General features: G+C 42.9%; 33 protein-coding genes. All 33 read left to right on the top strand.

All coding sequences use genetic code 11. From position 1 onward, the window contains the following. Positions 1-53 precede the first annotated feature (53 nt). The 33 genes from rpoC to rpsD all read left to right on the top strand — a co-directional run bounded on the left by rpoC (position 54) and on the right by rpsD (position 21,666). Entirely contained in the window at positions 54-4,349 is a 4,296-nt protein-coding gene (gene rpoC, locus DWY55_RS12095; RefSeq protein ID WP_008661873.1) for a DNA-directed RNA polymerase subunit beta', read from the top strand. 268 nt (positions 4,350-4,617) lie between these two features. Beyond that, complete coding sequence (locus tag DWY55_RS12090; RefSeq protein WP_005825714.1) at positions 4,618-4,929, top strand: DUF3467 domain-containing protein; 312 nt, start codon at positions 4,618-4,620, stop codon at positions 4,927-4,929. A gap of 117 nt (positions 4,930-5,046) precedes the next feature. Continuing rightward, on the top strand, positions 5,047-5,448 hold the full coding sequence (rpsL, locus tag DWY55_RS12085) for a 30S ribosomal protein S12 (RefSeq protein WP_005825712.1): 402 nt from the start codon (positions 5,047-5,049) through the stop codon (positions 5,446-5,448). Between the two features lie 155 nt (positions 5,449-5,603). Continuing rightward, on the top strand, positions 5,604-6,080 hold the full coding sequence (gene rpsG / locus DWY55_RS12080; protein ID WP_005825710.1) for a 30S ribosomal protein S7: 477 nt from the start codon (positions 5,604-5,606) through the stop codon (positions 6,078-6,080). 58 nt (positions 6,081-6,138) lie between these two features. Beyond that, the gene (fusA, locus tag DWY55_RS12075; protein ID WP_005825709.1) at positions 6,139-8,256 is read left to right on the top strand and encodes an elongation factor G; all 2,118 of its coding nucleotides are present in this window, start codon (positions 6,139-6,141) and stop codon (positions 8,254-8,256) included. An 87-nt stretch (positions 8,257-8,343) separates the two neighbouring features. Then, positions 8,344-8,649, top strand: coding sequence for a 30S ribosomal protein S10 (gene rpsJ, locus DWY55_RS12070; RefSeq protein WP_004291244.1), 306 nt, complete (start codon positions 8,344-8,346; stop codon positions 8,647-8,649). A 19-nt stretch (positions 8,650-8,668) separates the two neighbouring features. Continuing rightward, on the top strand, positions 8,669-9,286 hold the full coding sequence (rplC, locus tag DWY55_RS12065) for a 50S ribosomal protein L3 (protein WP_005825708.1): 618 nt from the start codon (positions 8,669-8,671) through the stop codon (positions 9,284-9,286). Then, entirely contained in the window at positions 9,286-9,912 is a 627-nt protein-coding gene (rplD, locus tag DWY55_RS12060) for a 50S ribosomal protein L4 (RefSeq protein ID WP_005825707.1), read from the top strand. Before rplC ends, rplD begins: the two co-directional genes overlap by 1 nt. 16 nt (positions 9,913-9,928) lie before the next feature. After that, positions 9,929-10,222: a 50S ribosomal protein L23 gene (gene rplW, locus DWY55_RS12055; protein WP_005825706.1), complete on the top strand. Its 294-nt coding sequence runs from the start codon at positions 9,929-9,931 to the stop codon at positions 10,220-10,222. Between the two features lie 5 nt (positions 10,223-10,227). After that, the gene (gene rplB / locus DWY55_RS12050; protein WP_005825705.1) at positions 10,228-11,052 is read left to right on the top strand and encodes a 50S ribosomal protein L2; all 825 of its coding nucleotides are present in this window, start codon (positions 10,228-10,230) and stop codon (positions 11,050-11,052) included. 20 nt (positions 11,053-11,072) lie between these two features. Beyond that, entirely contained in the window at positions 11,073-11,342 is a 270-nt protein-coding gene (rpsS, locus tag DWY55_RS12045) for a 30S ribosomal protein S19 (RefSeq protein ID WP_002558070.1), read from the top strand. Positions 11,343-11,378: 36 nt separating this feature from the next. After that, positions 11,379-11,789 (top strand): 50S ribosomal protein L22, encoded by a 411-nt coding sequence (gene rplV, locus DWY55_RS12040; RefSeq protein WP_004291236.1) that lies wholly within the window; start codon positions 11,379-11,381, stop codon positions 11,787-11,789. Between the two features lie 5 nt (positions 11,790-11,794). Next, positions 11,795-12,526 carry a 30S ribosomal protein S3 gene (gene rpsC / locus DWY55_RS12035; protein WP_004291235.1) on the top strand — a complete coding sequence of 244 codons (732 nt, stop codon included), beginning with the start codon at positions 11,795-11,797 and terminating at the stop codon, positions 12,524-12,526. A gap of 21 nt (positions 12,527-12,547) precedes the next feature. Continuing rightward, positions 12,548-12,982, top strand: a complete 435-nt coding sequence (gene rplP / locus DWY55_RS12030; RefSeq protein WP_004291234.1) for a 50S ribosomal protein L16 — start codon at positions 12,548-12,550, stop codon at positions 12,980-12,982. 5 nt (positions 12,983-12,987) lie between these two features. Beyond that, positions 12,988-13,185 carry a 50S ribosomal protein L29 gene (rpmC, locus tag DWY55_RS12025; protein ID WP_005825702.1) on the top strand — a complete coding sequence of 66 codons (198 nt, stop codon included), beginning with the start codon at positions 12,988-12,990 and terminating at the stop codon, positions 13,183-13,185. After that, positions 13,182-13,451 carry a 30S ribosomal protein S17 gene (rpsQ, locus tag DWY55_RS12020; protein ID WP_005825701.1) on the top strand — a complete coding sequence of 90 codons (270 nt, stop codon included), beginning with the start codon at positions 13,182-13,184 and terminating at the stop codon, positions 13,449-13,451. The genes rpmC and rpsQ overlap by 4 nt, the downstream gene beginning before the upstream one ends. A 2-nt stretch (positions 13,452-13,453) precedes the next feature. Then, complete coding sequence (gene rplN, locus DWY55_RS12015; protein ID WP_005825700.1) at positions 13,454-13,819, top strand: 50S ribosomal protein L14; 366 nt, start codon at positions 13,454-13,456, stop codon at positions 13,817-13,819. Positions 13,820-13,839: 20 nt separating this feature from the next. Further along, positions 13,840-14,160: a 50S ribosomal protein L24 gene (gene rplX / locus DWY55_RS12010; RefSeq protein ID WP_005825699.1), complete on the top strand. Its 321-nt coding sequence runs from the start codon at positions 13,840-13,842 to the stop codon at positions 14,158-14,160. Continuing rightward, positions 14,160-14,717, top strand: coding sequence for a 50S ribosomal protein L5 (gene rplE, locus DWY55_RS12005; RefSeq protein ID WP_005825698.1), 558 nt, complete (start codon positions 14,160-14,162; stop codon positions 14,715-14,717). Before rplX ends, rplE begins: the two co-directional genes overlap by 1 nt. 4 nt (positions 14,718-14,721) lie before the next feature. Beyond that, a complete protein-coding gene (rpsN, locus tag DWY55_RS12000) occupies positions 14,722-15,021 on the top strand; it encodes a 30S ribosomal protein S14 (RefSeq protein ID WP_005825697.1) in 300 nt (99 codons plus the stop codon). Between the two features lie 55 nt (positions 15,022-15,076). Beyond that, positions 15,077-15,472 (top strand): 30S ribosomal protein S8, encoded by a 396-nt coding sequence (rpsH, locus tag DWY55_RS11995; RefSeq protein ID WP_004291226.1) that lies wholly within the window; start codon positions 15,077-15,079, stop codon positions 15,470-15,472. A gap of 15 nt (positions 15,473-15,487) precedes the next feature. After that, positions 15,488-16,057 (top strand): 50S ribosomal protein L6, encoded by a 570-nt coding sequence (gene rplF, locus DWY55_RS11990; RefSeq protein WP_005825696.1) that lies wholly within the window; start codon positions 15,488-15,490, stop codon positions 16,055-16,057. Positions 16,058-16,077: 20 nt separating this feature from the next. Further along, the gene (gene rplR, locus DWY55_RS11985; RefSeq protein WP_005656518.1) at positions 16,078-16,422 is read left to right on the top strand and encodes a 50S ribosomal protein L18; all 345 of its coding nucleotides are present in this window, start codon (positions 16,078-16,080) and stop codon (positions 16,420-16,422) included. A 5-nt stretch (positions 16,423-16,427) separates the two neighbouring features. Further along, entirely contained in the window at positions 16,428-16,946 is a 519-nt protein-coding gene (gene rpsE / locus DWY55_RS11980) for a 30S ribosomal protein S5 (RefSeq protein WP_005825693.1), read from the top strand. Between the two features lie 11 nt (positions 16,947-16,957). Then, the gene (gene rpmD / locus DWY55_RS11975) at positions 16,958-17,134 is read left to right on the top strand and encodes a 50S ribosomal protein L30 (protein WP_004291222.1); all 177 of its coding nucleotides are present in this window, start codon (positions 16,958-16,960) and stop codon (positions 17,132-17,134) included. Between the two features lie 30 nt (positions 17,135-17,164). Next, positions 17,165-17,611, top strand: a complete 447-nt coding sequence (gene rplO / locus DWY55_RS11970) for a 50S ribosomal protein L15 (RefSeq protein WP_005825692.1) — start codon at positions 17,165-17,167, stop codon at positions 17,609-17,611. A 4-nt stretch (positions 17,612-17,615) separates the two neighbouring features. Then, the gene (gene secY, locus DWY55_RS11965; protein ID WP_005825690.1) at positions 17,616-18,959 is read left to right on the top strand and encodes a preprotein translocase subunit SecY; all 1,344 of its coding nucleotides are present in this window, start codon (positions 17,616-17,618) and stop codon (positions 18,957-18,959) included. Positions 18,960-18,972: 13 nt separating this feature from the next. Beyond that, positions 18,973-19,773 carry a type I methionyl aminopeptidase gene (gene map, locus DWY55_RS11960; RefSeq protein ID WP_005825687.1) on the top strand — a complete coding sequence of 267 codons (801 nt, stop codon included), beginning with the start codon at positions 18,973-18,975 and terminating at the stop codon, positions 19,771-19,773. Positions 19,774-19,782: 9 nt separating this feature from the next. Beyond that, positions 19,783-20,001, top strand: a complete 219-nt coding sequence (gene infA / locus DWY55_RS11955) for a translation initiation factor IF-1 (protein ID WP_002558052.1) — start codon at positions 19,783-19,785, stop codon at positions 19,999-20,001. Positions 20,002-20,010: 9 nt separating this feature from the next. Continuing rightward, complete coding sequence (gene ykgO, locus DWY55_RS11950) at positions 20,011-20,127, top strand: type B 50S ribosomal protein L36 (RefSeq protein ID WP_002558051.1); 117 nt, start codon at positions 20,011-20,013, stop codon at positions 20,125-20,127. 34 nt (positions 20,128-20,161) lie between these two features. Then, positions 20,162-20,542: a 30S ribosomal protein S13 gene (gene rpsM, locus DWY55_RS11945; RefSeq protein WP_004291218.1), complete on the top strand. Its 381-nt coding sequence runs from the start codon at positions 20,162-20,164 to the stop codon at positions 20,540-20,542. Between the two features lie 11 nt (positions 20,543-20,553). Continuing rightward, positions 20,554-20,943: a 30S ribosomal protein S11 gene (gene rpsK / locus DWY55_RS11940; protein WP_002558049.1), complete on the top strand. Its 390-nt coding sequence runs from the start codon at positions 20,554-20,556 to the stop codon at positions 20,941-20,943. Between the two features lie 117 nt (positions 20,944-21,060). Continuing rightward, positions 21,061-21,666, top strand: coding sequence for a 30S ribosomal protein S4 (gene rpsD, locus DWY55_RS11935; protein WP_005825685.1), 606 nt, complete (start codon positions 21,061-21,063; stop codon positions 21,664-21,666). Positions 21,667-21,674 lie beyond the last annotated feature (8 nt).

The following is a 21,674-nucleotide window of genomic DNA, read 5'->3' as shown; positions in this document are numbered from 1 at the left end:
TTTCAGTTTTTCAATTTCAATTTTCCATTGTCAATTATCAATTAAATAAATTTATGGCTTTTAGAAAAGATAACAAGATAAAGAGTAATTTCTCGAAAATCTCTATCGGTTTGGCTTCTCCTGAGGAAATCCTTGAGAATTCGAGTGGTGAAGTTTTAAAGCCTGAAACCATCAACTATCGTACGTATAAGCCCGAACGCGACGGATTGTTCTGCGAGCGCATCTTTGGTCCTATCAAGGATTACGAGTGCCATTGCGGTAAGTACAAGCGTATCCGTTACAAAGGCATCGTCTGCGACCGTTGTGGTGTGGAAGTGACTGAAAAGAAAGTGCGCCGTGAGCGTATGGGACACATCCAGCTCGTTGTGCCCGTGGCTCACATCTGGTACTTCCGTTCACTTCCCAACAAAATCGGTTACTTGTTGGGCTTGCCCACCAAGAAGCTGGATGCCATTATCTATTACGAGCGTTATGTTGTCATTCAGCCGGGTGTACTGTCCGATGAAGTGGCACAGTATGACTTGCTTGAAGAAGGAGAATACCTGGACTTGCTGGAAAAGTTGCCGAAAGACAACCAGTTCCTCGAAGATTCAGATCCCAATAAGTTCATTGCCAAGATGGGCGCGGAAGCTATCTACGATTTGCTGTCACGCCTCGACCTTGACTCTTTGTCTTACGAACTGCGTAACCGTGCCGGAAGCGATGCTTCACAGCAACGCAAGACCGAAGCTCTGAAACGTCTTCAGGTAGTTGAGTCGTTCCGTGCATCACGCGGACGCAACAAGCCCGAGTGGATGATTGTACGCATTGTACCGGTTATTCCACCCGAACTTCGTCCGTTGGTCCCATTGGATGGCGGCCGTTTCGCAACTTCTGACTTGAATGACCTTTACCGTCGTGTCATCATCCGTAACAACCGTCTGAAGAGATTGATTGAAATCAAAGCTCCTGAAGTGATTTTGCGTAATGAAAAACGTATGTTGCAGGAAGCTGTCGACTCTCTGTTTGATAACTCCCGTAAATCGAGTGCAGTGAAGACCGACGCTAACCGTCCGTTGAAGTCACTTTCCGACAGTTTGAAGGGTAAGCAAGGACGTTTCCGTCAGAACTTGTTGGGTAAGCGTGTCGACTATTCCGCACGTTCTGTAATCGTTGTAGGTCCGGAGCTGAAGATGGGCGAATGCGGTATCCCTAAACTGATGGCAGCCGAGCTTTACAAGCCGTTCATCATTCGTAAGCTCATTGAGCGTGGTATCGTGAAGACGGTAAAGAGCGCCAAGAAGATTGTAGACCGCAAGGAACCCGTTATCTGGGACATTTTGGAACACGTGATGAAGGGGCATCCGGTGCTGTTGAACCGTGCCCCGACACTTCACCGTCTGGGTATCCAGGCATTCCAGCCTAAAATGATTGAAGGTAAGGCAATCCAGCTGCACCCGTTGGCATGTACGGCGTTCAATGCCGACTTCGACGGTGACCAGATGGCCGTGCACTTGCCGTTGAGCAACGAAGCGATTCTGGAAGCACAGATGCTAATGCTCCAGTCACACAATATATTGAACCCTGCCAACGGTGCTCCTATCACTGTGCCTGCTCAGGATATGGTACTTGGTCTGTACTATATTACGAAGCTGCGCAAGGGTGCCAAGGGTGAAGGCCTGACATTCTACGGTCCTGAGGAAGCGCTGATTGCCTACAATGAAGGTAAGTGCGACATCCATGCTCCGGTAAGCGTAATAGTGAAAGACGTTGACGAGAATGGTAACATTGTGGACAAGATGATGCACGATACCTCCGTGGGCCGTGTCATTGTCAACGAAATTGTTCCGGCAGAAGCAGGATATATCAATACGATTATCTCCAAGAAGTCACTCCGAGACATCATCAGTCACGTAATCAAGGTGTGTGGTGTTGCCAAGGCAGCCGACTTCCTCGACGGAATCAAGAACCTCGGTTATTACATGGCCTTCAAGGGTGGTTTGTCGTTCAACTTGGGCGATATCATTATCCCGGAAGAGAAGGAAGCATTAGTACAGAAAGGTTATGATGAAGTAGAGCAGGTAATCAATAACTATAACATGGGTTTCATCACGAACAACGAGCGTTACAACCAGGTAATCGATATCTGGACGCACGTGAACTCTGAGTTGTCCAACATCCTGATGAAAACCATTTCAAGCGACGACCAGGGTTTCAACTCTGTATACATGATGCTGGATTCCGGTGCCCGTGGTTCTAAGGAACAGATTCGTCAGCTCTCCGGTATGCGTGGTTTGATGGCGAAGCCCCAGAAAGCAGGTGCCGAAGGCGGTCAGATTATCGAAAACCCGATTCTTTCTAACTTTAAGGAAGGTCTGTCCGTGTTGGAGTACTTTATCTCTACCCACGGTGCCCGTAAGGGTCTTGCCGATACCGCTTTGAAGACGGCCGATGCCGGATACCTGACCCGTCGTCTGGTTGACGTATCGCATGATGTGATTATTAATGAAGAAGACTGCGGCACGCTCCGCGGATTGGTTTGTACGGCACTGAAGAACAATGATGAAACCATTGCCACTCTGTATGAACGTATCCTGGGTCGTGTATCCGTACATGATATTGTTCATCCTACAACTGGCGAACTGATTGTGGCCGGCGGTGAGGAAATTACCGAGGACATTGCACAACGCATTGAAGACTCTCCAATCGAGAGCGTTGAAATCCGTTCTGTATTGACCTGCGAATCCAAGAAAGGTGTTTGTGCCAAGTGTTACGGACGTAACCTGGCTTCCAGCCGTATGGTTCAGAAGGGCGAGGCAGTCGGCGTAATCGCTGCACAGTCTATCGGTGAGCCGGGTACACAGTTGACACTGCGTACATTCCATGCCGGTGGTACGGCAGCCAATATTGCTGCCAACGCAAGCATCGTGGCCAAGAATCCTGCCCGTCTGGAATTCGAAGAACTCCGTACGGTAGACGTTATCGACGAAGCAGGCGAACCGGCAAAGGTAGTGGTAGGCCGTTTGGCCGAAGTGCGTTTCGTGGATGTCAACACAGGTATTGTGCTTTCCACTCATAATGTACCCTACGGTTCTACGCTCTATGCAGCCGATGGTGAAATGGTAGAGAAAGGCAAGATGATTGCCCGTTGGGACCCGTTCAACGCGGTTATCATTACCGAAGCTACCGGTAAGATTGAATTTGAAGGCGTTATTGAAAACGTGACTTATAAGGTAGAGTCTGATGAATCTACCGGTTTGCGCGAAATCATCATCATTGAGTCTAAGGATAAGACGAAGGTGCCTACCGCACACATCATGACAGAAGACGGCGAACTGATCCGTACATACAACTTGCCAGTAGGTGGCCACGTAGTGGTTGAAGACGGTCAGAAGGTAAAGGCCGGTGAAGTTATCGTGAAGATTCCGCGTGCCGTAGGTAAAGCGGGTGATATCACGGGTGGTCTTCCCCGTGTCACTGAGTTGTTCGAGGCACGTAACCCGTCTAATCCCGCTGTGGTTTCAGAAATCGACGGTGAGGTTACCATGGGTAAGGTGAAACGCGGTAATCGCGAAATCATCGTTACTTCCAAGACCGGTGAAGTGAAGAAGTACCTCGTACCGTTGTCCAAGCAGATTCTGGTTCAGGAGAACGACTATGTACGTGCCGGTACTCCGTTGTCTGACGGTGCTATCACACCTGCGGACATCCTGGCTATCAAAGGTCCTACGGCCGTGCAGGAATATATTGTGAACGAGGTTCAGGACGTTTACCGTCTGCAGGGTGTGAAGATTAATGATAAGCACTTTGAAATCATCGTTCGTCAGATGATGCGCAAGGTGGAAATCGACGAGCCAGGTGATACCCGCTTCCTGGAACAGCAAGTTGTTGACAAGATGGAATTCATGGAAGAGAACGACCGTATCTGGGGAAAGAAGGTGGTAGTGGATGCTGGAGATTCCCAGAGTCTGCAGGCTGGCCAGATTGTGACGGCCCGCAAGCTGCGTGACGAGAACTCCATGTTGAAACGCCGCGACTTGAAACCCGTGGAAGTGCGCGACGCTGTACCTGCGACTTCTACTCAGATTCTTCAAGGTATCACCCGTGCTGCATTGCAGACTTCAAGCTTCATGTCGGCTGCTTCCTTCCAGGAAACGACGAAGGTACTGAACGAGGCTGCCATCAACGGAAAGGTGGACCGTCTGGAAGGTATGAAGGAGAACGTAATTTGCGGTCACCTGATTCCTGCCGGTACCGGACAACGCGAGTTCGAGAAGATTATCGTTGGCTCCAAAGAAGAGTACGACCGTATGCTTGCCAACAAGAAGACGGTACTTGATTATGCTGTAGACGAGAAAGTAGAGGGATAGCCTTACAACGTCAATATAATTCTATTAAATAGAGAGGGAATATCCTATAAGAAGGAGTATTCCCTCTCTGTTTTATCTTTGCCTCTTCCTTCTGTACTGCAATGCTTCTGTATGTTTGTTACAGTGCTACTGCAAAACGGTTGCAGTGGCTTGCTCCTTTTTCAGAACGGATTATTATGTGTCTTTTTGAATTTAAATGTATATCATCCGAAAAAAAAGAGTACTTTTGGTCTATCTTTTAAGAACATTTTAAAAACAATTGTGCAACATGGAAAATCAAGAAAACAACAACGGTCAACTCCAGATAGAATTGAAGGAAGAAGTGGCGCAAGGTACATATGCCAATTTGGCTATTATAACTCATTCCAGTTCGGAATTTATTCTCGACTTTATCCGCGTGATGCCTGGAATGCCAAAGGCTGGCGTGCAATCGCGCATAGTTTTGGCACCCGAACATGCCAAGCGTTTGCTGCGTGCACTCGAAGAGAATATTGGGAAATATGAACGCGCTTTCGGACTGATTCGCATGCCGGACGAACAAACATTTCCGCCTCTTCCCAACATCAAGGGTGAAGCGTAAAATCAAAAAAAAACTTGTAGTGCATTGATTATTCAAAACTTATTAGTATCTTTGCAGCCCAAAAGTGTATAGTTTTGAATTAATATAAACAATAATATATAACTAAAAACAATTAAAATGCCTACAATTCAGCAATTAGTAAGAAAAGGACGCGAAGTGCTGGTGGAGAAATCAAAGTCTCCAGCCTTGGACTCTTGTCCTCAAAGACGTGGCGTTTGCGTGAGAGTGTATACAACCACTCCGAAGAAGCCGAATTCAGCTATGCGTAAAGTAGCTCGTGTACGTTTGACCAATGGTAAAGAGGTGAACTCTTATATTCCGGGAGAAGGTCACAACTTGCAGGAACACTCTATCGTGTTGGTACGTGGTGGTCGTGTAAAAGACCTTCCGGGTGTGCGTTATCACATCGTACGTGGTACTTTGGATACTGCAGGTGTTGCAGGTCGTACACAAAGACGTTCCAAATACGGCGCAAAACGTCCGAAACCGGGTCAAGCAGCTCCTGCTAAGAAGAAATAATCTGGTGGCCTGATTCCCAAAATAGGAAAATTTAAAGTAATAACTTACGTTTTAGTTTGTTGGAAATGCTAAAGGTTGAGTAAATTCTCCGGAGGGAGAGTTGAAGAAGACAGAAGTAAACAACCAAGAACGAAAAACATTATTCTTTCAGACAAATGAGAAAAGCAAAACCAAAAAAACGCGTTATCCTTCCGGATCCCGTGTTCAATGATGTAAAAGTTTCCAAGTTCGTGAATCACTTGATGTACGATGGAAAGAAGAACACTTCTTATGAAATCTTCTATGCTGCGTTGGAAACAGTGAAGAACAAAATGCAGAACGAAGAGAAATCCGCTCTTGAAATCTGGAAAAAAGCTCTGGATAATGTGACTCCTCAAGTGGAAGTTAAGTCTCGCCGTGTGGGTGGTGCTACTTTCCAGGTTCCTACAGAAATCCGTGCTGACCGTAAGGAATCAATTTCCATGAAGAACTTGATTATCTTTGCACGTAAGCGTGGCGGTAAATCAATGGCTGATAAGCTGGCTGCCGAAATCATGGATGCTTTCAATGAACAGGGCGGTGCTTACAAACGTAAAGAAGATATGCATAGAATGGCAGAAGCTAACCGTGCATTTGCTCATTTCAGATTCTAATACTATAAGAGACTAACCAATTAGAAGATTAAAAAACTTAAAGTAAGGGAATTAGAAAATGGCAAAGCATGATTTACATTTGACACGTAATATCGGTATCATGGCCCACATCGATGCCGGAAAGACAACGACTTCTGAACGTATTTTGTTTTACACGGGTTTGACCCACAAAATCGGTGAGGTACACGATGGTGCCGCTACAATGGACTGGATGGAGCAAGAACAAGAACGTGGTATCACTATCACTTCTGCTGCTACTACCACTCGTTGGAAATATGCCGGTAATACTTATAAAATCAATTTGATTGATACTCCGGGACACGTGGACTTTACTGCTGAGGTAGAACGCTCTTTACGTGTGTTGGACGGTGCTGTCGCTGCTTATTGTGCAGTTGGTGGCGTTGAACCGCAATCTGAAACAGTTTGGCGTCAAGCAGACAAGTACAATGTGCCACGTATCGGTTATGTTAATAAAATGGACCGTTCCGGTGCAGACTTCTTCGAAGTAGTTCGCCAAATGAAGGACGTTTTGGGTGCTAATCCATGTCCTATCGTTATCCCTATTGGCGCTGAAGAAACTTTCAAGGGGTTGGTTGACCTTATTAAAATGAAAGCTATCTATTGGCATGATGAGACAATGGGGGCTGACTATACGGTGGAGGAAATTCCTGCCAATTTAGTAGACGAAGCCAATGAATGGAGAGATAAGATGCTCGAAAAAGTAGCTGAGTTTGACGATGCCTTGATGGAGAAATATTTCGATGATCCTTCTACTATTACAGAAGAAGAGGTTTTGAGAGCTCTTCGTAACGCAACAGTACAGATGGCTGTTGTTCCGATGCTGTGTGGATCTTCATTCAAGAACAAAGGTGTACAGACTTTGCTTGACTATGTTTGTGCATTCTTGCCTTCTCCGTTGGATACTCCGAATATCATAGGAACTAATCCTGATACTGGTTTGGAGGAAGATCGTAAGCCGGATGATGATGAAAAAACATCTGCTTTGGCATTTAAGATTGCTACTGACCCGTATGTCGGTCGTCTGACTTTCTTCCGTGTTTATTCAGGAAAAATTGAAGCGGGTTCTTATATTTATAATTCCCGTTCAAGGAAGAAGGAGCGTGTGTCCCGTTTGTTCCAGATGCATTCTAACAAGCAGAATCCGGTAGAAGTTATCGGTGCTGGTGATATTGGTGCTGGCGTAGGTTTCAAGGATATACATACTGGTGATACATTGTGTGACGAAACTGCACCGATTGTATTGGAATCTATGGACTTTCCGGAACCGGTTATCGGTATCGCAGTTGAGCCTAAGACTCAGAAGGATATGGATAAACTGTCAAATGGTCTGGCTAAGCTGGCTGAAGAAGACCCGACGTTCACAGTTAAGACTGACGAACAGACTGGTCAGACAGTTATCTCTGGTATGGGCGAGCTTCACTTGGATATTATTATCGACCGTCTGAAACGTGAGTTCAAGGTTGAATGTAACCAGGGTAAGCCTCAGGTTAACTATAAGGAAGCTATCACTAAGACAGTCAACTTGCGTGAAGTTTACAAGAAGCAGTCCGGTGGTCGTGGTAAGTTCGCTGATATTATCGTGAACATCGGCCCGGTTGATGAAGACTTCAAGGAAGGCGGATTGCAATTCGTCGACGAAGTGAAGGGTGGTAACATTCCTAAGGAATTTATCCCGTCTGTACAGAAGGGCTTCACTACTGCCATGAAGAATGGTGTGTTGGCAGGTTATCCGTTGGATTCACTGAAAGTAACCTTGATTGACGGTTCTTTCCACCCGGTTGACTCTGACCAGTTGTCATTCGAAATCTGTGCTATCCAGGCATATAAGAATGCTTGTGCTAAGGCAGGTCCGGTGCTGATGGAGCCTATCATGAAGCTGGAAGTTGTTACTCCGGAAGAGAACATGGGTGACGTTATCGGTGACTTGAACAAGCGTCGTGGCCAGGTGGAAGGTATGGAATCCAGCCGTTCCGGTGCACGTATCGTGAAGGCAATGGTTCCGCTGGCAGAAATGTTCGGTTACGTAACAGCATTGCGTACCATCACTTCTGGTCGTGCAACCTCTTCAATGGTATACTCTCACCACGCCCAGGTTTCCAACTCTATTGCCAAGGCAGTATTGGAGGAAGTAAAAGGTCGTACTGACTTAATCTAAAAAAAACTTGAAGTCCCGTAGGCTAGCGAATGACTCTTAGCCTGCGGAACTTCATCTTATATAACTATTTAATAATTAAAGACAGTAATGAGTCAAAAAATTAGAATCAAACTGAAATCTTACGACCACAACTTGGTTGACAAGTCAGCTGAGAAGATTGTAAGAACGGTGAAGACAACGGGCGCCATCGTTAGCGGTCCGATTCCTCTTCCTACGCACAAGCGTATCTTTACCGTGAACCGTTCGACTTTCGTTAACAAGAAGTCGCGTGAACAATTCGAACTCTCTTCTTACAAGAGACTGATTGACATCTATAGCTCAACAGCTAAGACAGTAGATGCTCTGATGAAGTTGGAGTTGCCGAGTGGTGTGGAAGTAGAAATCAAAGTGTAAGTATTAAAAATTAAGTGAAATGCCAGGATTATTAGGAAAAAAAATCGGAATGACATCCGTTTTCAGTGCCGAGGGTAAGAATGTACCATGCACTGTTATCGAAGCAGGTCCTTGTGTTGTTACTCAAGTGAAAACTGTAGAAAAGGACGGTTATGAAGCTGTTCAGCTGGGCTTCCAGGACAAGAAGGAGAAGCACACTACAAAGCCTTTGATGGGGCACTTTAAGAAAGCTGGAGTAACTCCCAAGAAACACTTGGCTGAGTTCAAAGAATTTGAAACAGAGTTGAATCTGGGTGACACTGTTACCGTAGAACTGTTCAATGACGCAACTTTTGTTGACGTTGTAGGTACTTCTAAGGGTAAAGGTTTCCAGGGTGTAGTAAAACGCCATGGTTTTGGTGGTGTAGGCCAGACTACTCACGGTCAGCACAACCGCGCTCGTAAGCCGGGTTCTATCGGTGCTTGTTCTTACCCTGCAAAAGTATTCAAAGGAATGCGCATGGGCGGACAGCTTGGTGGCGACAGAGTAACTGTTCAAAACCTGCAGGTATTAAAGGTAATCGCGGAGCACAATCTTCTTTTGATTAAGGGATCTGTTCCTGGTTGCAAAGGTTCAATCGTAATAATTGAGAAATAATGGAAGTTAACGTATATAACATTAAAGGTGAAGACACTGGGAGAAAGATTACGTTAAACGAGTCTATCTTCGGAATTGAGCCCAACGACCACGCTATCTACTTGGATGTTAAACAGTTTATGGCTAACCAGCGTCAGGGTACACACAAGTCAAAGGAAAGAAGCGAAATCAGTGGTTCTACTCGTAAAATCGGTCGCCAGAAAGGTGGTGGTGGTGCACGTCGTGGTGACATGAACTCACCGGTACTTGTTGGTGGTGGACGCGTATTCGGTCCGAAACCGAGAGATTACTACTTCAAATTAAACAAAAAAGTAAAGGCTCTGGCTCGTAAGTCAGCTTTGTCATACAAGGCTCAGAACAACGCAGTTGTAGTAGTAGAAGACTTCTCTTTTGAAGCTCCGAAGACTAAAGATTTTGTTGCAATGACAAAAAATCTTAAAGTTTCTGACAAAAAGCTGCTTGTGATTTTACCAGAAGCAAATAAAAACGTATATTTGTCGGCTCGTAATGTGAAGGGTGCTAATGTGCAGACTATCTCAGGGTTAAATACTTACAGAGTATTGGACGCTGGGGTCGTTGTGTTTGCTGAAAGTGCACTTTCTGCTATCGACAATATCTTAATGTAAAAAGGAGGCTTAAATAATGGGAATTATTATTAAACCGTTAGTGACAGAGAAGATGACTGCAATTACTGATAAGACGAATAATCGTTTCGGCTTTATCGTGCGTCCTGAAGCTAATAAACTGGAAATTAAGAAGGAAGTTGAAGCCCTTTACAACGTTACAGTAGTTGATGTGAATACAATGAAGTATGCCGGCAAAAACAAGAGCCGCTATACTCGTGCCGGTATCATCAACGGACGTACGAATGCGTTCAAGAAGGCTATCGTTACGTTGAAAGAAGGAGATACTATTGATTTTTATAGCAATATTTAATAAAAATGGCAGTACGTAAATTTAAGCCCACAACACCGGGGCAAAGACATAAAATTATTGGTACTTACGAAGAGATTACTGCACGGGTACCAGAAAAGTCTCTTGTATTTGGTAAGAAATCTTCAGGTGGTCGTAACAACGAAGGTAAGATGACTATGCGCTACATCGGTGGCGGTAGTAAGAAGATTATTCGTATCGTAGATTTCAAGAGAAATAAAGACGGTGTGCCTGCAGTGGTTAAAACAATTGAATACGATCCGAATCGTTCGGCTCGTATCGCTTTGTTGTTTTATGCAGATGGAGAAAAAAGATATATTATTGCTCCCAATGGATTGCAAGTTGGTACGACTTTGATGTCAGGTGAGACTGCCGCTCCGGAAATCGGAAACGCACTTCCGCTTCAGAATATTCCGGTCGGTACTGTAATTCACAACATCGAATTACGTCCGGGACAAGGCGCTGCCTTGGTTCGCTCGGCTGGTAACTTCGCTCAGTTGACTTCTAGAGAAGGTAAGTACTGCGTTATCAAGTTGCCTTCAGGTGAGGTTCGTCAGATCCTCAGTACTTGTAAGGCTACTATTGGTAGTGTAGGTAACTCAGATCATGGATTGGAAAGTTCAGGTAAAGCTGGACGTTCTCGTTGGTTAGGACGTCGTCCGCGTAACCGTGGTGTTGTTATGAACCCGGTTGATCACCCGATGGGTGGTGGTGAAGGACGTGCTTCAGGAGGACACCCGAGATCTCGTAAGGGATTGTACGCTAAGGGTCTTAAGACAAGAGCTCCGAAGAAACAATCGTCTAAGTATATTATTGAGAGAAGAAAGAAGTAATCTGATTAATTGAGTAAATTATGAGTCGTTCATTAAAAAAAGGTCCGTATATTAACGTTAAGCTTGAGAAGAAAGTGCTTGCCATGAATGAATCGGGCAAGAAAGTGGTAGTTAAGACCTGGGCCAGAGCTTCAATGATTTCGCCTGATTTCGTAGGCCATACTGTTGCAGTTCACAACGGAAATAAATTTATTCCTGTTTATGTTACCGAAAATATGGTAGGACACAAGTTGGGCGAATTTGCTCCAACTCGTACTTTCAGAGGACACGCTGGTAACAAGAAAAAATAAAACAGGATTTATCTGAAATAATAAAGTAATAATATAATGGGAGCAAGAAAAAAAATATCGGCTGAAAAAAGAAAAGAAGCCCTTAAGACCATGTATTTTGCGAAATTGCAAAATGTTCCTACTTCCCCCCGTAAAATGCGTCTCGTGGCTGACATGATTCGCGGGATGGAGGTGAACAGAGCACTCGGCGTTTTGAAGTTCTCTTCAAAAGAGGCTGCCGCAAGAGTGGAAAAGTTGCTGCGCTCTGCAATTGCTAACTGGGAGCAGAAAAACGAACGTAAAGCTGAAAGTGGCGAGCTGTTCGTAACCAAGATTTTTGTTGATGGTGGTGCTACACTCAAAAGAATGAGACCGGCTCCGCAGGGTAGAGGTTACAGAATTCGTAAACGTTCAAACCACGTAACGTTGTTCGTTGGTTCTAAAAGTAATAACGAAGATCAAAATTAAGGTAAATGGGACAAAAAGTTAATCCAATAAGCAACCGTTTAGGAATTATCAGAGGATGGGATTCCAATTGGTATGGTGGAAAGAATTACGGCGATTCTCTGCTGGAAGATAGCAAGATTCGTAAATATTTGAACGCTCGTCTGGCAAAGGCTAGTGTGTCAAGAATTGTAATTGAACGTACACTGAAACTCGTGACTATTACCGTTTGTACTGCACGTCCGGGTATCATTATCGGCAAAGGTGGCCAAGAAGTTGACAAGTTGAAAGAGGAGTTGAAGAAGGTTACTGATAAGGATATTCAGATTAATATCTTCGAAGTTAAGAGACCAGAGTTGGATGCTGTTATCGTGGCTAACAACATTGCCCGTCAGGTTGAAGGCAAAATAGCCTACCGTCGTGCCATCAAGATGGCTATTGCCAATACAATGCGTATGGGTGCGGAAGGTATCAAGATTCAGATTTCAGGACGTTTGAATGGTGCAGAAATGGCCCGTTCTGAAATGTATAAGGAAGGAAGAACTCCGTTGCACACTTTCAGAGCAGATATCGACTATTGTCATGCAGAAGCATTGACTAAGGTTGGTCTTCTCGGCATTAAAGTTTGGATTTGTAGAGGTGAAGTTTATGGTAAGAAGGAGTTGGCTCCGAACTTTACGCAAAGCAAGGAAAGTGGTCGTGGAAGCAATAGCGGAAACAATGGCGGAAAGAACTTCAAAAGAAAGAAAAATAATCGCTAACGAATTTGATTTTTAGGAATTATGTTACAACCGAAAAAAACAAAATTCAGAAGACAACAAAAAGGCCGTCAAAAGGGTAATGCCCAAAGAGGAAACCAGTTGGCTTTCGGATCTTTTGGTATTAAGGCCTTGGAAACGAAATGGATTACAGGCCGTCAGATTGAAGCTGCGCGTATTGCAGTGACAAGATATATGCAACGTCAAGGACAGATTTGGATTCGTATTTTCCCCGACAAACCTATCACCAGAAAGCCTGCTGATGTGCGTATGGGTAAGGGTAAGGGTGCGCCGGAAGGATTCGTAGCGCCTGTTACACCGGGTAGAATTATTATCGAAGCCGAAGGAGTATCTTATGAAATCGCTAAAGAAGCTTTGCGCTTGGCTGCACAGAAGCTTCCTATCACAACTAAGTTTGTGGTTAGACGTGATTATGATATTCAAAATCAAAATGCGTAAGAAGTATGAAAACAGCAGAAATTAAAGAGATGCCTACCAGTGACTTGGTAGAAAGAGTTGAAGCAGAAGTAGCTAATTACAACCAAGTGATTTTAAATCATTCTATTTCTCCTTTGGATAATCCTGCTCAGATCAAACAATTACGCAGGACTATTGCGCGTATGAAGACTGAATTACGCCAAAGAGAACTTAACAATAAATGATGAGCTTGATGGAAGCAAGAAATTTAAGAAAAGAAAGAACTGGGGTTGTGCTGAGCAACAAGATGGATAAGACCATTACAGTAGCAGCTAAGTTTAAGGAGAAACACCCCATATATGGTAAGTTCGTTAGCAAGACGAAGAAGTACCATGCTCATGATGAAAAGAATGAGTGCAATATCGGCGATACTGTACACATCATGGAAACTCGTCCTTTGAGCAAGACTAAGAGATGGAGATTGGTAGAAATAATTGAAAGAGCTAAGTAATTATGATACAAGTAGAATCCAGACTTACAGTATGTGATAATAGTGGGGCAAAAGAGGCTCTCTGTATCCGCGTTTTGGGTGGTACAGGTCGTCGCTATGCTTCAGTAGGGGACGTGATTGTCGTTTCTGTTAAGAGCGTTATCCCTTCAAGTGATATTAAAAAAGGTGCAGTGTCTAAAGCTTTGATCGTACGTACTAAGAAAGAAATCCGTCGTGCTGATGGCTCTTACATACGTTTTGATGATAATGCTTGCGTGTTGTTGAACAATGCAGGTGAAATTAGAGGTAGTCGTATTTTCGGTCCGGTAGCTCGTGAACTTCGTGCTACTAACATGAAAGTTGTGTCACTCGCTCCTGAAGTACTTTAATATTGTAAAAGATTTGAGTAATGAGTAAATTACATATTAAAAAAGGCGATACAGTTTATGTAAACTCCGGTGAAGACAAGGGTAAGACTGGTCGTGTATTGAAGGTTCTTGTTGATAAAAACCGCGCAATCGTTGAAGGTATCAACATGGTGTCTAAGAGCACAAAACCGAATGCTAAGAACCCGCAAGGTGGTATTGTGAAGCAAGAAGCTTCTATCCACTTGTCAAACTTGAACCCCGTTGATCCAAAGACTGGCAAAGCAACGCGTGTTGGTAGAAAAGTAAGTGCTGAAGGCACTTTAGTGCGTTATTCTAAAAAATCAGGAGAGGAGATTAAGTAATGAGTAATACTGCTAGCCTTAAGAAAGAATATGCAGAGCGTATTGCGCCTGCATTGAAATCACAGTTCCAGTATTCTTCTTCTATGCAGATACCCGTACTTAAGAAGATTGTTATCAATCAGGGTCTGGGTATGGCTGTTGCCGACAAGAAGATTATTGAAGTGGCAATTAATGAAATGACTACTATCACTGGCCAGAAAGCCGTGGCAACCATTTCTCGTAAGGATATTGCAAACTTTAAGTTGCGTAAGAAAATGCCGATTGGCGTTATGGTAACTCTGCGTCGTGAGAGAATGTACGAATTCCTTGAAAAGTTGGTTCGTGTAGCTCTGCCTCGTATCCGCGACTTCAAGGGTATTGAAAGTAAGTTCGATGGTAAGGGTAACTATACCCTTGGTATTCAGGAACAAATCATTTTCCCTGAAATTAATATCGATAGTATTACTAGAATTCTCGGAATGAATATTACCTTTGTAACCTCTGCGCAAACAGATGAAGAAGGGTATGCCTTGTTGAAAGAATTCGGTTTACCGTTTAAAAACGCTAAAAAAGATTGATAATATGGCAAAGGAATCAATGAAAGCACGCGAAGTAAAGCGTGCTAAATTAGTAGCCAGATATGCCGAGAAAAGAGCTGCGTTGAAGCAAATCGTTAGAACCGGTGATCCTGCTGAAGCTTTTGAAGCTGCACAGAAATTGCAGGATTTGCCTAAAAATTCTAACCCGATTCGCATGCACAACCGTTGCAAGCTGACAGGTCGTCCCAAAGGATATATCCGTCAGTTTGGCATCTCCAGAATCCAGTTCCGTGAGATGGCTTCTAACGGTCTTATTCCCGGTGTAAAGAAAGCAAGCTGGTAATTATTGTTTTTAAATATTGTCAGGGTAGGCCTGATTAATTTAATTTATTTTTTATATGACTGATCCAATAGCAGATTATTTGACGAGGTTGCGGAACGCTATTCAAGCGAAGCACAGAGTTGTGGAAGTTCCGGCTTCTAATTTGAAAAAAGAAATCACTAAGATTCTTTTTGAAAAGGGCTACATTCTTAATTATAAGTTTGTAGAAGATGGTCCTCAAGGTACAATCAAAGTTGCCTTGAAGTATGATCCGGTAAACAAGGTTAACGCAATCAAGAAGCTGGAGAGAATCTCTTCTCCGGGTTTGCGTCAATATACCGGTTATAAAGACATGCCGCGTGTTATTAATGGTTTGGGTATTGCTATAATATCTACTTCCAAGGGTGTAATGACCAACAAAGAAGCCGCTGAACTGAAGATTGGTGGTGAAGTTTTGTGTTATGTATATTAATAGGAGGAATTAGCAATGTCAAGAATAGGAAAATTACCCATTAGTATTCCCGCTGGAGTAACAGTTACTCTGAAAGATGACGTGGTTACCGTTAAGGGACCCAAAGGCGAAATGAGCCAATATGTAAATCCTGCTATCAATGTTACCATCGAAGACGGTCATGTTGTTTTGGCTGAGAATGAAAATGCAATGCTGGATAACCCCAAGCAAAAGCATGCATTCCATGGATTATACCGTTCATTGGTGCACAACATGGTTGTTGGTGTATCAGAAGGATATAAGAAAGAATTGGAACTTGTCGGTGTAGGTTACCGTGCCTCTAACCAGGGAAATATCATTGAACTGGCTTTAGGTTATACTCACAGTATCTTTATACAGTTGCCTCCTGAAGTTAAAGTTGAGACTAAGTCTGAAAGAAACAAGAATCCTTTGATTATATTGGAATCTTGCGACAAGCAGTTACTTGGTCAAGTTTGCTCTAAAATACGTTCTTTCCGTAAGCCTGAACCGTATAAGGGTAAGGGTATTAAGTTTGTTGGCGAAGAAATTCGTAGAAAGTCTGGTAAATCAGCTGGTGCTAAATAATCATTTAAATTGATATTATTATGACAACAAAAATAGAAAGACGAATTAAGATCAAATATAGAGTACGCAACAAAATTTCAGGTACTACTGAATGCCCGCGTATGAGTGTATTTAGAAGTAACAAGCAAATCTATGTTCAGATTATCGATGACTTGTCCGGTAAGACATTGGCTGCCGCTTCTTCGTTGGGTATGACTGAAAAAATGCCTAAGAAGGAACAAGCTGCTAAAGTAGGTGAACTGATTGCGAAAAAAGCTCAGGAAGCAGGTATTACTACTGTTGTTTTCGACCGTAATGGTTACTTGTATCATGGGAGAGTAAAAGAGGTGGCTGATGCTGCCCGTAACGGTGGACTTAAATTTTAATCATTATGGCAGGACTTAATAATAGAGTTAAGATTACAAACGATATAGAGCTGAAAGACAGATTGGTTGCTATTAATCGTGTAACCAAAGTAACCAAAGGTGGTAGAACTTTTAGTTTCTCTGCTATTGTGGTAGTAGGAAACGAAGAAGGCATCATCGGTTGGGGCCTTGGTAAAGCTGGTGAAGTAACCGCTGCTATTGCCAAAGGTGTTGAATCTGCAAAGAAAAACCTGACAAGAGTGCCTGTACTGAAAGGTACAGTTCCTCACGAACAGTCTGCAAAGTTCGGTGGCGCTGAAGTATTTATTAAACCGGCTTCTCACGGTACTGGTGTTGTTGCTGGCGGTGCAATGCGTGCCGTATTGGAAAGTGTTGGTGTAACAGACGTTTTGGCTAAGTCAAAAGGTTCTTCCAACCCGCACAACTTGGTAAAGGCTACTATCTTGGCATTGAGTGAAATGCGCGATGCTCGTATGGTTGCCCAGAACAGAGGAGTTAGTATGGAAAAAGTATTTAGAGGATAAGGAGGAAGAATATGTCGACTATAAAGATTAAACAAGTTAAAAGTAGAATTGGTGCTCCTGCTGATCAGAAGAGAACTCTCGATGCACTGGGACTTCATAAGTTGAATCGTGTGGTTGAACACGAATGCACTCCTTCAATTCTTGGAATGGTGGATAAGGTTAAACACTTGGTTACCATTGTTAAGTAATTATTTGTTGAATATAAAACGAATTACAATATGAACTTAAGTAATTTAAAACCTGCAGAGGGATCTACTAAAACAAGAAAGAGAATTGGACGTGGTCCGGGTTCTGGCTTGGGAGGTACTTCTACTAGAGGTCATAAAGGAGCTAAATCAAGATCTGGATACTCTAAGAAAATCGGTTTTGAAGGTGGTCAGATGCCTCTTCAACGTCGTGTACCTAAGTTTGGCTTTAAAAATATCAATCGTGTAGAGTATAAGGCTATCAACTTGGATACAATTCAGAAATTGGCTGAAGCAAAGAACTTGCAGACTGTAGGTATCAGTGACTTCATTGCTGCTGGTTTCATTTCTGCAAGCCAGTTGGTAAAAGTATTAGGTAACGGAACTTTGACTGCTAAGTTGGATGTACAAGCACATGCATTTTCTAAGACTGCTGTTGCTGCCATCGAAGCTGCTGGTGGACAAGTAGTAAAACTCTAATTCAATGAGAAAAGCTATTGAAACATTAAAGAATATATGGAAAATTGAGGATCTGAGACAACGGATCCTCATTACCATATTGTTTGTGGCAATCTACCGTTTTGGTTCGTATGTCGTTTTGCCGGGTATCAATCCGTCAATGCTGACACAATTGCATCAACAGACAAGCGAAGGTCTTTTAGCCTTGTTAAATATGTTTTCCGGAGGAGCATTTTCCAATGCCTCTATTTTTGCATTGGGTATCATGCCGTACATCTCTGCCTCCATTGTGATTCAGTTGCTGGGTATTGCGGTTCCGTATTTCCAGAAATTGCAGCGCGAAGGTGAGAGTGGTAGAAGAAAAATGAATCAATATACTCGTTATCTGACGATTCTTATTCTTTTGGTTCAGGCTCCTTCTTATTTGCTCAATCTTAAGATGCAGGCTGGTCCTTCTTTAAATGCTTCATTAGATTGGACTCTGTTTATGTTTACTTCTACCATTATTTTAGCGGCTGGAAGTATGTTTATTTTGTGGCTTGGTGAGAGAATTACGGATAAGGGTATCGGTAATGGTATTTCGCTGATTATCATGATTGGTATCATCGCCCGTCTGCCACAGTCCTTATTCCAGGAATTGATTTCCCGTATGACGGACAAGACTGGTGGTCTGGTAATGTTCTTGATTGAGCTTGTTGTTCTGCTGGTTGTTATTGCATTCGCTATTCTTTTGGTGCAGGGAACTAGAAAGATTCCTGTACAATATGCGAAGAAGATCGTGGGTAACAAGCAATATGGCGGTGCTAGACAGTATATTCCTTTGAAGGTGAATGCTGCTAACGTGATGCCTATCATTTTTGCTCAGGCTATCATGTTTATTCCTATCACTCTTGTTGGGTTCTCAAATGTAAATGATGCAAGTGGTTTCGTACGTGCATTGACTGATCATACAAGCTTTTGGTATAATTTGATTTTTGCAGTGTTGATTATATTGTTTACGTATTTCTATACTGCAATTACTATTAACCCGACTCAGATGGCTGAAGATATGAAGAGAAACAATGGTTTTATTCCGGGTATCAAGCCAGGAAAGCAAACTGCTGAGTATATTGACGTGATTATGTCGCGTATTACTTTGCCTGGTTCTTTCTTCTTGGCCTTGGTTGCCATTATGCCTGCGTTTGCCGGTATATTCGGTGTGAAAGCTGAGTTTGCTCAATTCTTTGGCGGTACATCTTTGTTAATCCTTGTGGGTGTGGTGCTTGATACTCTCCAGCAGGTAGAAAGTCATTTGTTGATGAGACACTATGACGGTTTGCTGAAATCCGGACGTATTAAAGGCCGCAGTGGTAATGTAGCTGCATATTAATCTTTTTTGAAGAATGATATTTCTTAAAACAGAAGATGAAATAGAGCTGCTCCGCAAGAGTAATTTGCTTGTTGGAAAGACGTTGGCTGAGATAGCTAAGGTTATAAAGCCCGGAGTGACAACAAAAGAGCTGGATAGGGTGGCGGAAGAGTTCATCAGAGACAATGGTGCTGTTCCAACCTTTAAAGGTTTTCCTAATCAATATGGCGATCCGTTTCCAGCTTCTATTTGCACATCTGTAAATGACCAGGTGGTACATGGTATTCCGGGAGATGATGTGGTACTGAAAGATGGTGATATCGTGTCTGTTGATTGTGGTACTTACATGAATGGCTTTTGTGGCGACTCAGCCTATACGTTTTGTGTAGGTGAAGTTGACGAAGAAGTCCGCAAATTACTGAAGGTTACTAAAGAAGCATTGTACATAGGGATACAGAATGCCGTTCACGGCAAGCGGTTGGGTGATATCGGTTATGCGATACAGCAGCACTGCGAATCTAATTCTTATGGTGTGGTGCGTGAGTTTGTGGGTCACGGAATAGGCAAGGAAATGCATGAAGATCCTCAGGTTCCCAATTACGGAAAGCGTGGTTATGGGACAATGCTGAAGAAAGGCTTGTGCATTGCCATTGAACCGATGATAACTTTAGGTAACCGACAAATACTCATGGAGCGTGATGGCTGGACGGTGAGGACAAAAGACCGCAAGTGTGCAGCTCATTTTGAACATACGATAGCAGTCGGCACTGGTGAAGCTGATATATTGTCATCATTCGAGTTCATTGAAGAAGTATTAGGAGATAAAGCAATTTAAGAAATTAATATGGCAAAGCAATCTGCAATAGAACAAGATGGAGTTATAGTTGAAGCATTGTCTAATGCAATGTTTCGTGTTGAATTAGAAAACGGACATGAGATTACTGCACATATTTCCGGTAAGATGCGGATGCATTACATCAAAATCCTGCCAGGGGATAAAGTAAGAGTCGAAATGTCTCCTTACGATTTATCGAAAGGAAGAATTGTATTTAGATATAAATAAAATTAAGATATGAAAGTAAGAGCATCCTTAAAGAAACGTACGCCAGAGTGTAAGATCGTTAGACGTAATGGCCGTTTGTATGTTATTAACAAGAAAAATCCTAAGTATAAACAACGTCAAGGATAATATTATTATTTTTGCAAAAAAAATAATTTAGTATATGGCTATAAGAATAGTTGGTGTCGATTTGCCTCAAAACAAGAGAGGTGAAGTTGCGTTGACCTATGTATATGGTATAGGTCGTAGTAGTTCAGCAAAAATTTTGGATAAAGCAGGTGTTGACAGAGACCTGAAAGTAAAAGACTGGACGGATGATCAGGCTGCCAAGATTCGTGAGATCATTGGTGCAGAGTATAAGGTTGAAGGTGATCTTCGTTCTGAAGTTCAATTGAACATTAAGCGTTTAATGGATATCGGTTGCTATCGTGGTGTTCGTCATCGTATTGGTCTTCCAGTAAGAGGTCAGAGCACAAAGAACAATGCCCGTACTCGTAAGGGTAGAAAGAAAACCGTTGCTAATAAGAAAAAAGCTACTAAATAATAATTGTTGATATGGCAAAAAAAACAGTTGCAGCAAAAAAGAGAAATGTGAAGGTTGATGCTAATGGACAGTTGCATGTTCATTCATCTTTTAACAACATTATTGTTTCTCTGGCAAATAGCGAAGGTCAGATCATTTCTTGGTCTTCTGCCGGAAAGATGGGTTTTAGAGGTTCAAAGAAGAACACTCCCTACGCAGCACAGATGGCTGCTCAAGATTGTGCTAAGATAGCATACGATCTTGGCTTGAGAAAGGTAAAAGCATATGTGAAGGGCCCGGGTAACGGACGTGAGTCTGCTATTAGAACTATCCACGGTGCAGGTATCGAGGTTACTGAAATCATTGACGTAACTCCGCTTCCGCACAACGGTTGTCGTCCTCCGAAAAGACGTAGAGTTTAAAATTTACCTTTAATAGAAGTGAGACTTGATTTTGTTATTGGATTGTAAACTTTCTCTCTGCAATCGCGGCTGCAACAAACCCAAGTTCATGAATAAACAATTAAATATTTAAAAGAAATGGCTAGATATACTGGACCAAAATCAAGAATAGCCCGTAAATTCGGTGAAGGTATCTTTGGAGCAGATAAAGTATTGTCAAAGAAGAACTATCCTCCCGGACAGCACGGTAATTCCAGAAAGAGAAAGACTTCTGAATACGGTGTTCAACTTCGTGAGAAACAGAAAGCCAAATATACTTATGGCGTTTTGGAAAAACAATTCCGCAACTTGTTTGAGAAGGCTGAGACTGCTAAAGGTATTACTGGTGAAATCCTTCTCCAATTGTTGGAGGGTCGCCTTGACAATATCGTATTCCGTTTGGGTATTGCTCCTACTCGCGCAGCTGCTCGTCAGTTGGTGAGCCACAAGCACATTACTGTAGACGGTGAGGTTGTGAATATTCCTTCTTATGCAGTGAAACCGGGTCAGGTGATCGGTGTTCGTGAAAGATCCAAATCATTGGAAGTTATCGCTAATTCACTGGCTGGCTTTAACCATAGCAAATATCCTTGGTTGGAATGGGATGATAACTCTAAGGTAGGCAAATTGCTGCATGTACCTGAAAGAGCAGACATTCCTGAAAACATTAAAGAGCATTTGATCGTAGAATTGTATTCTAAATAATAATTAAT

Origin of the sequence: Bacteroides sp. AF25-38AC (genome assembly GCF_003602995.1) — a bacterium.
Classification (GTDB): domain Bacteria; phylum Bacteroidota; class Bacteroidia; order Bacteroidales; family Bacteroidaceae; genus Bacteroides; species Bacteroides uniformis.
This window is presented reverse-complemented; position numbering and strand designations above follow the sequence as displayed.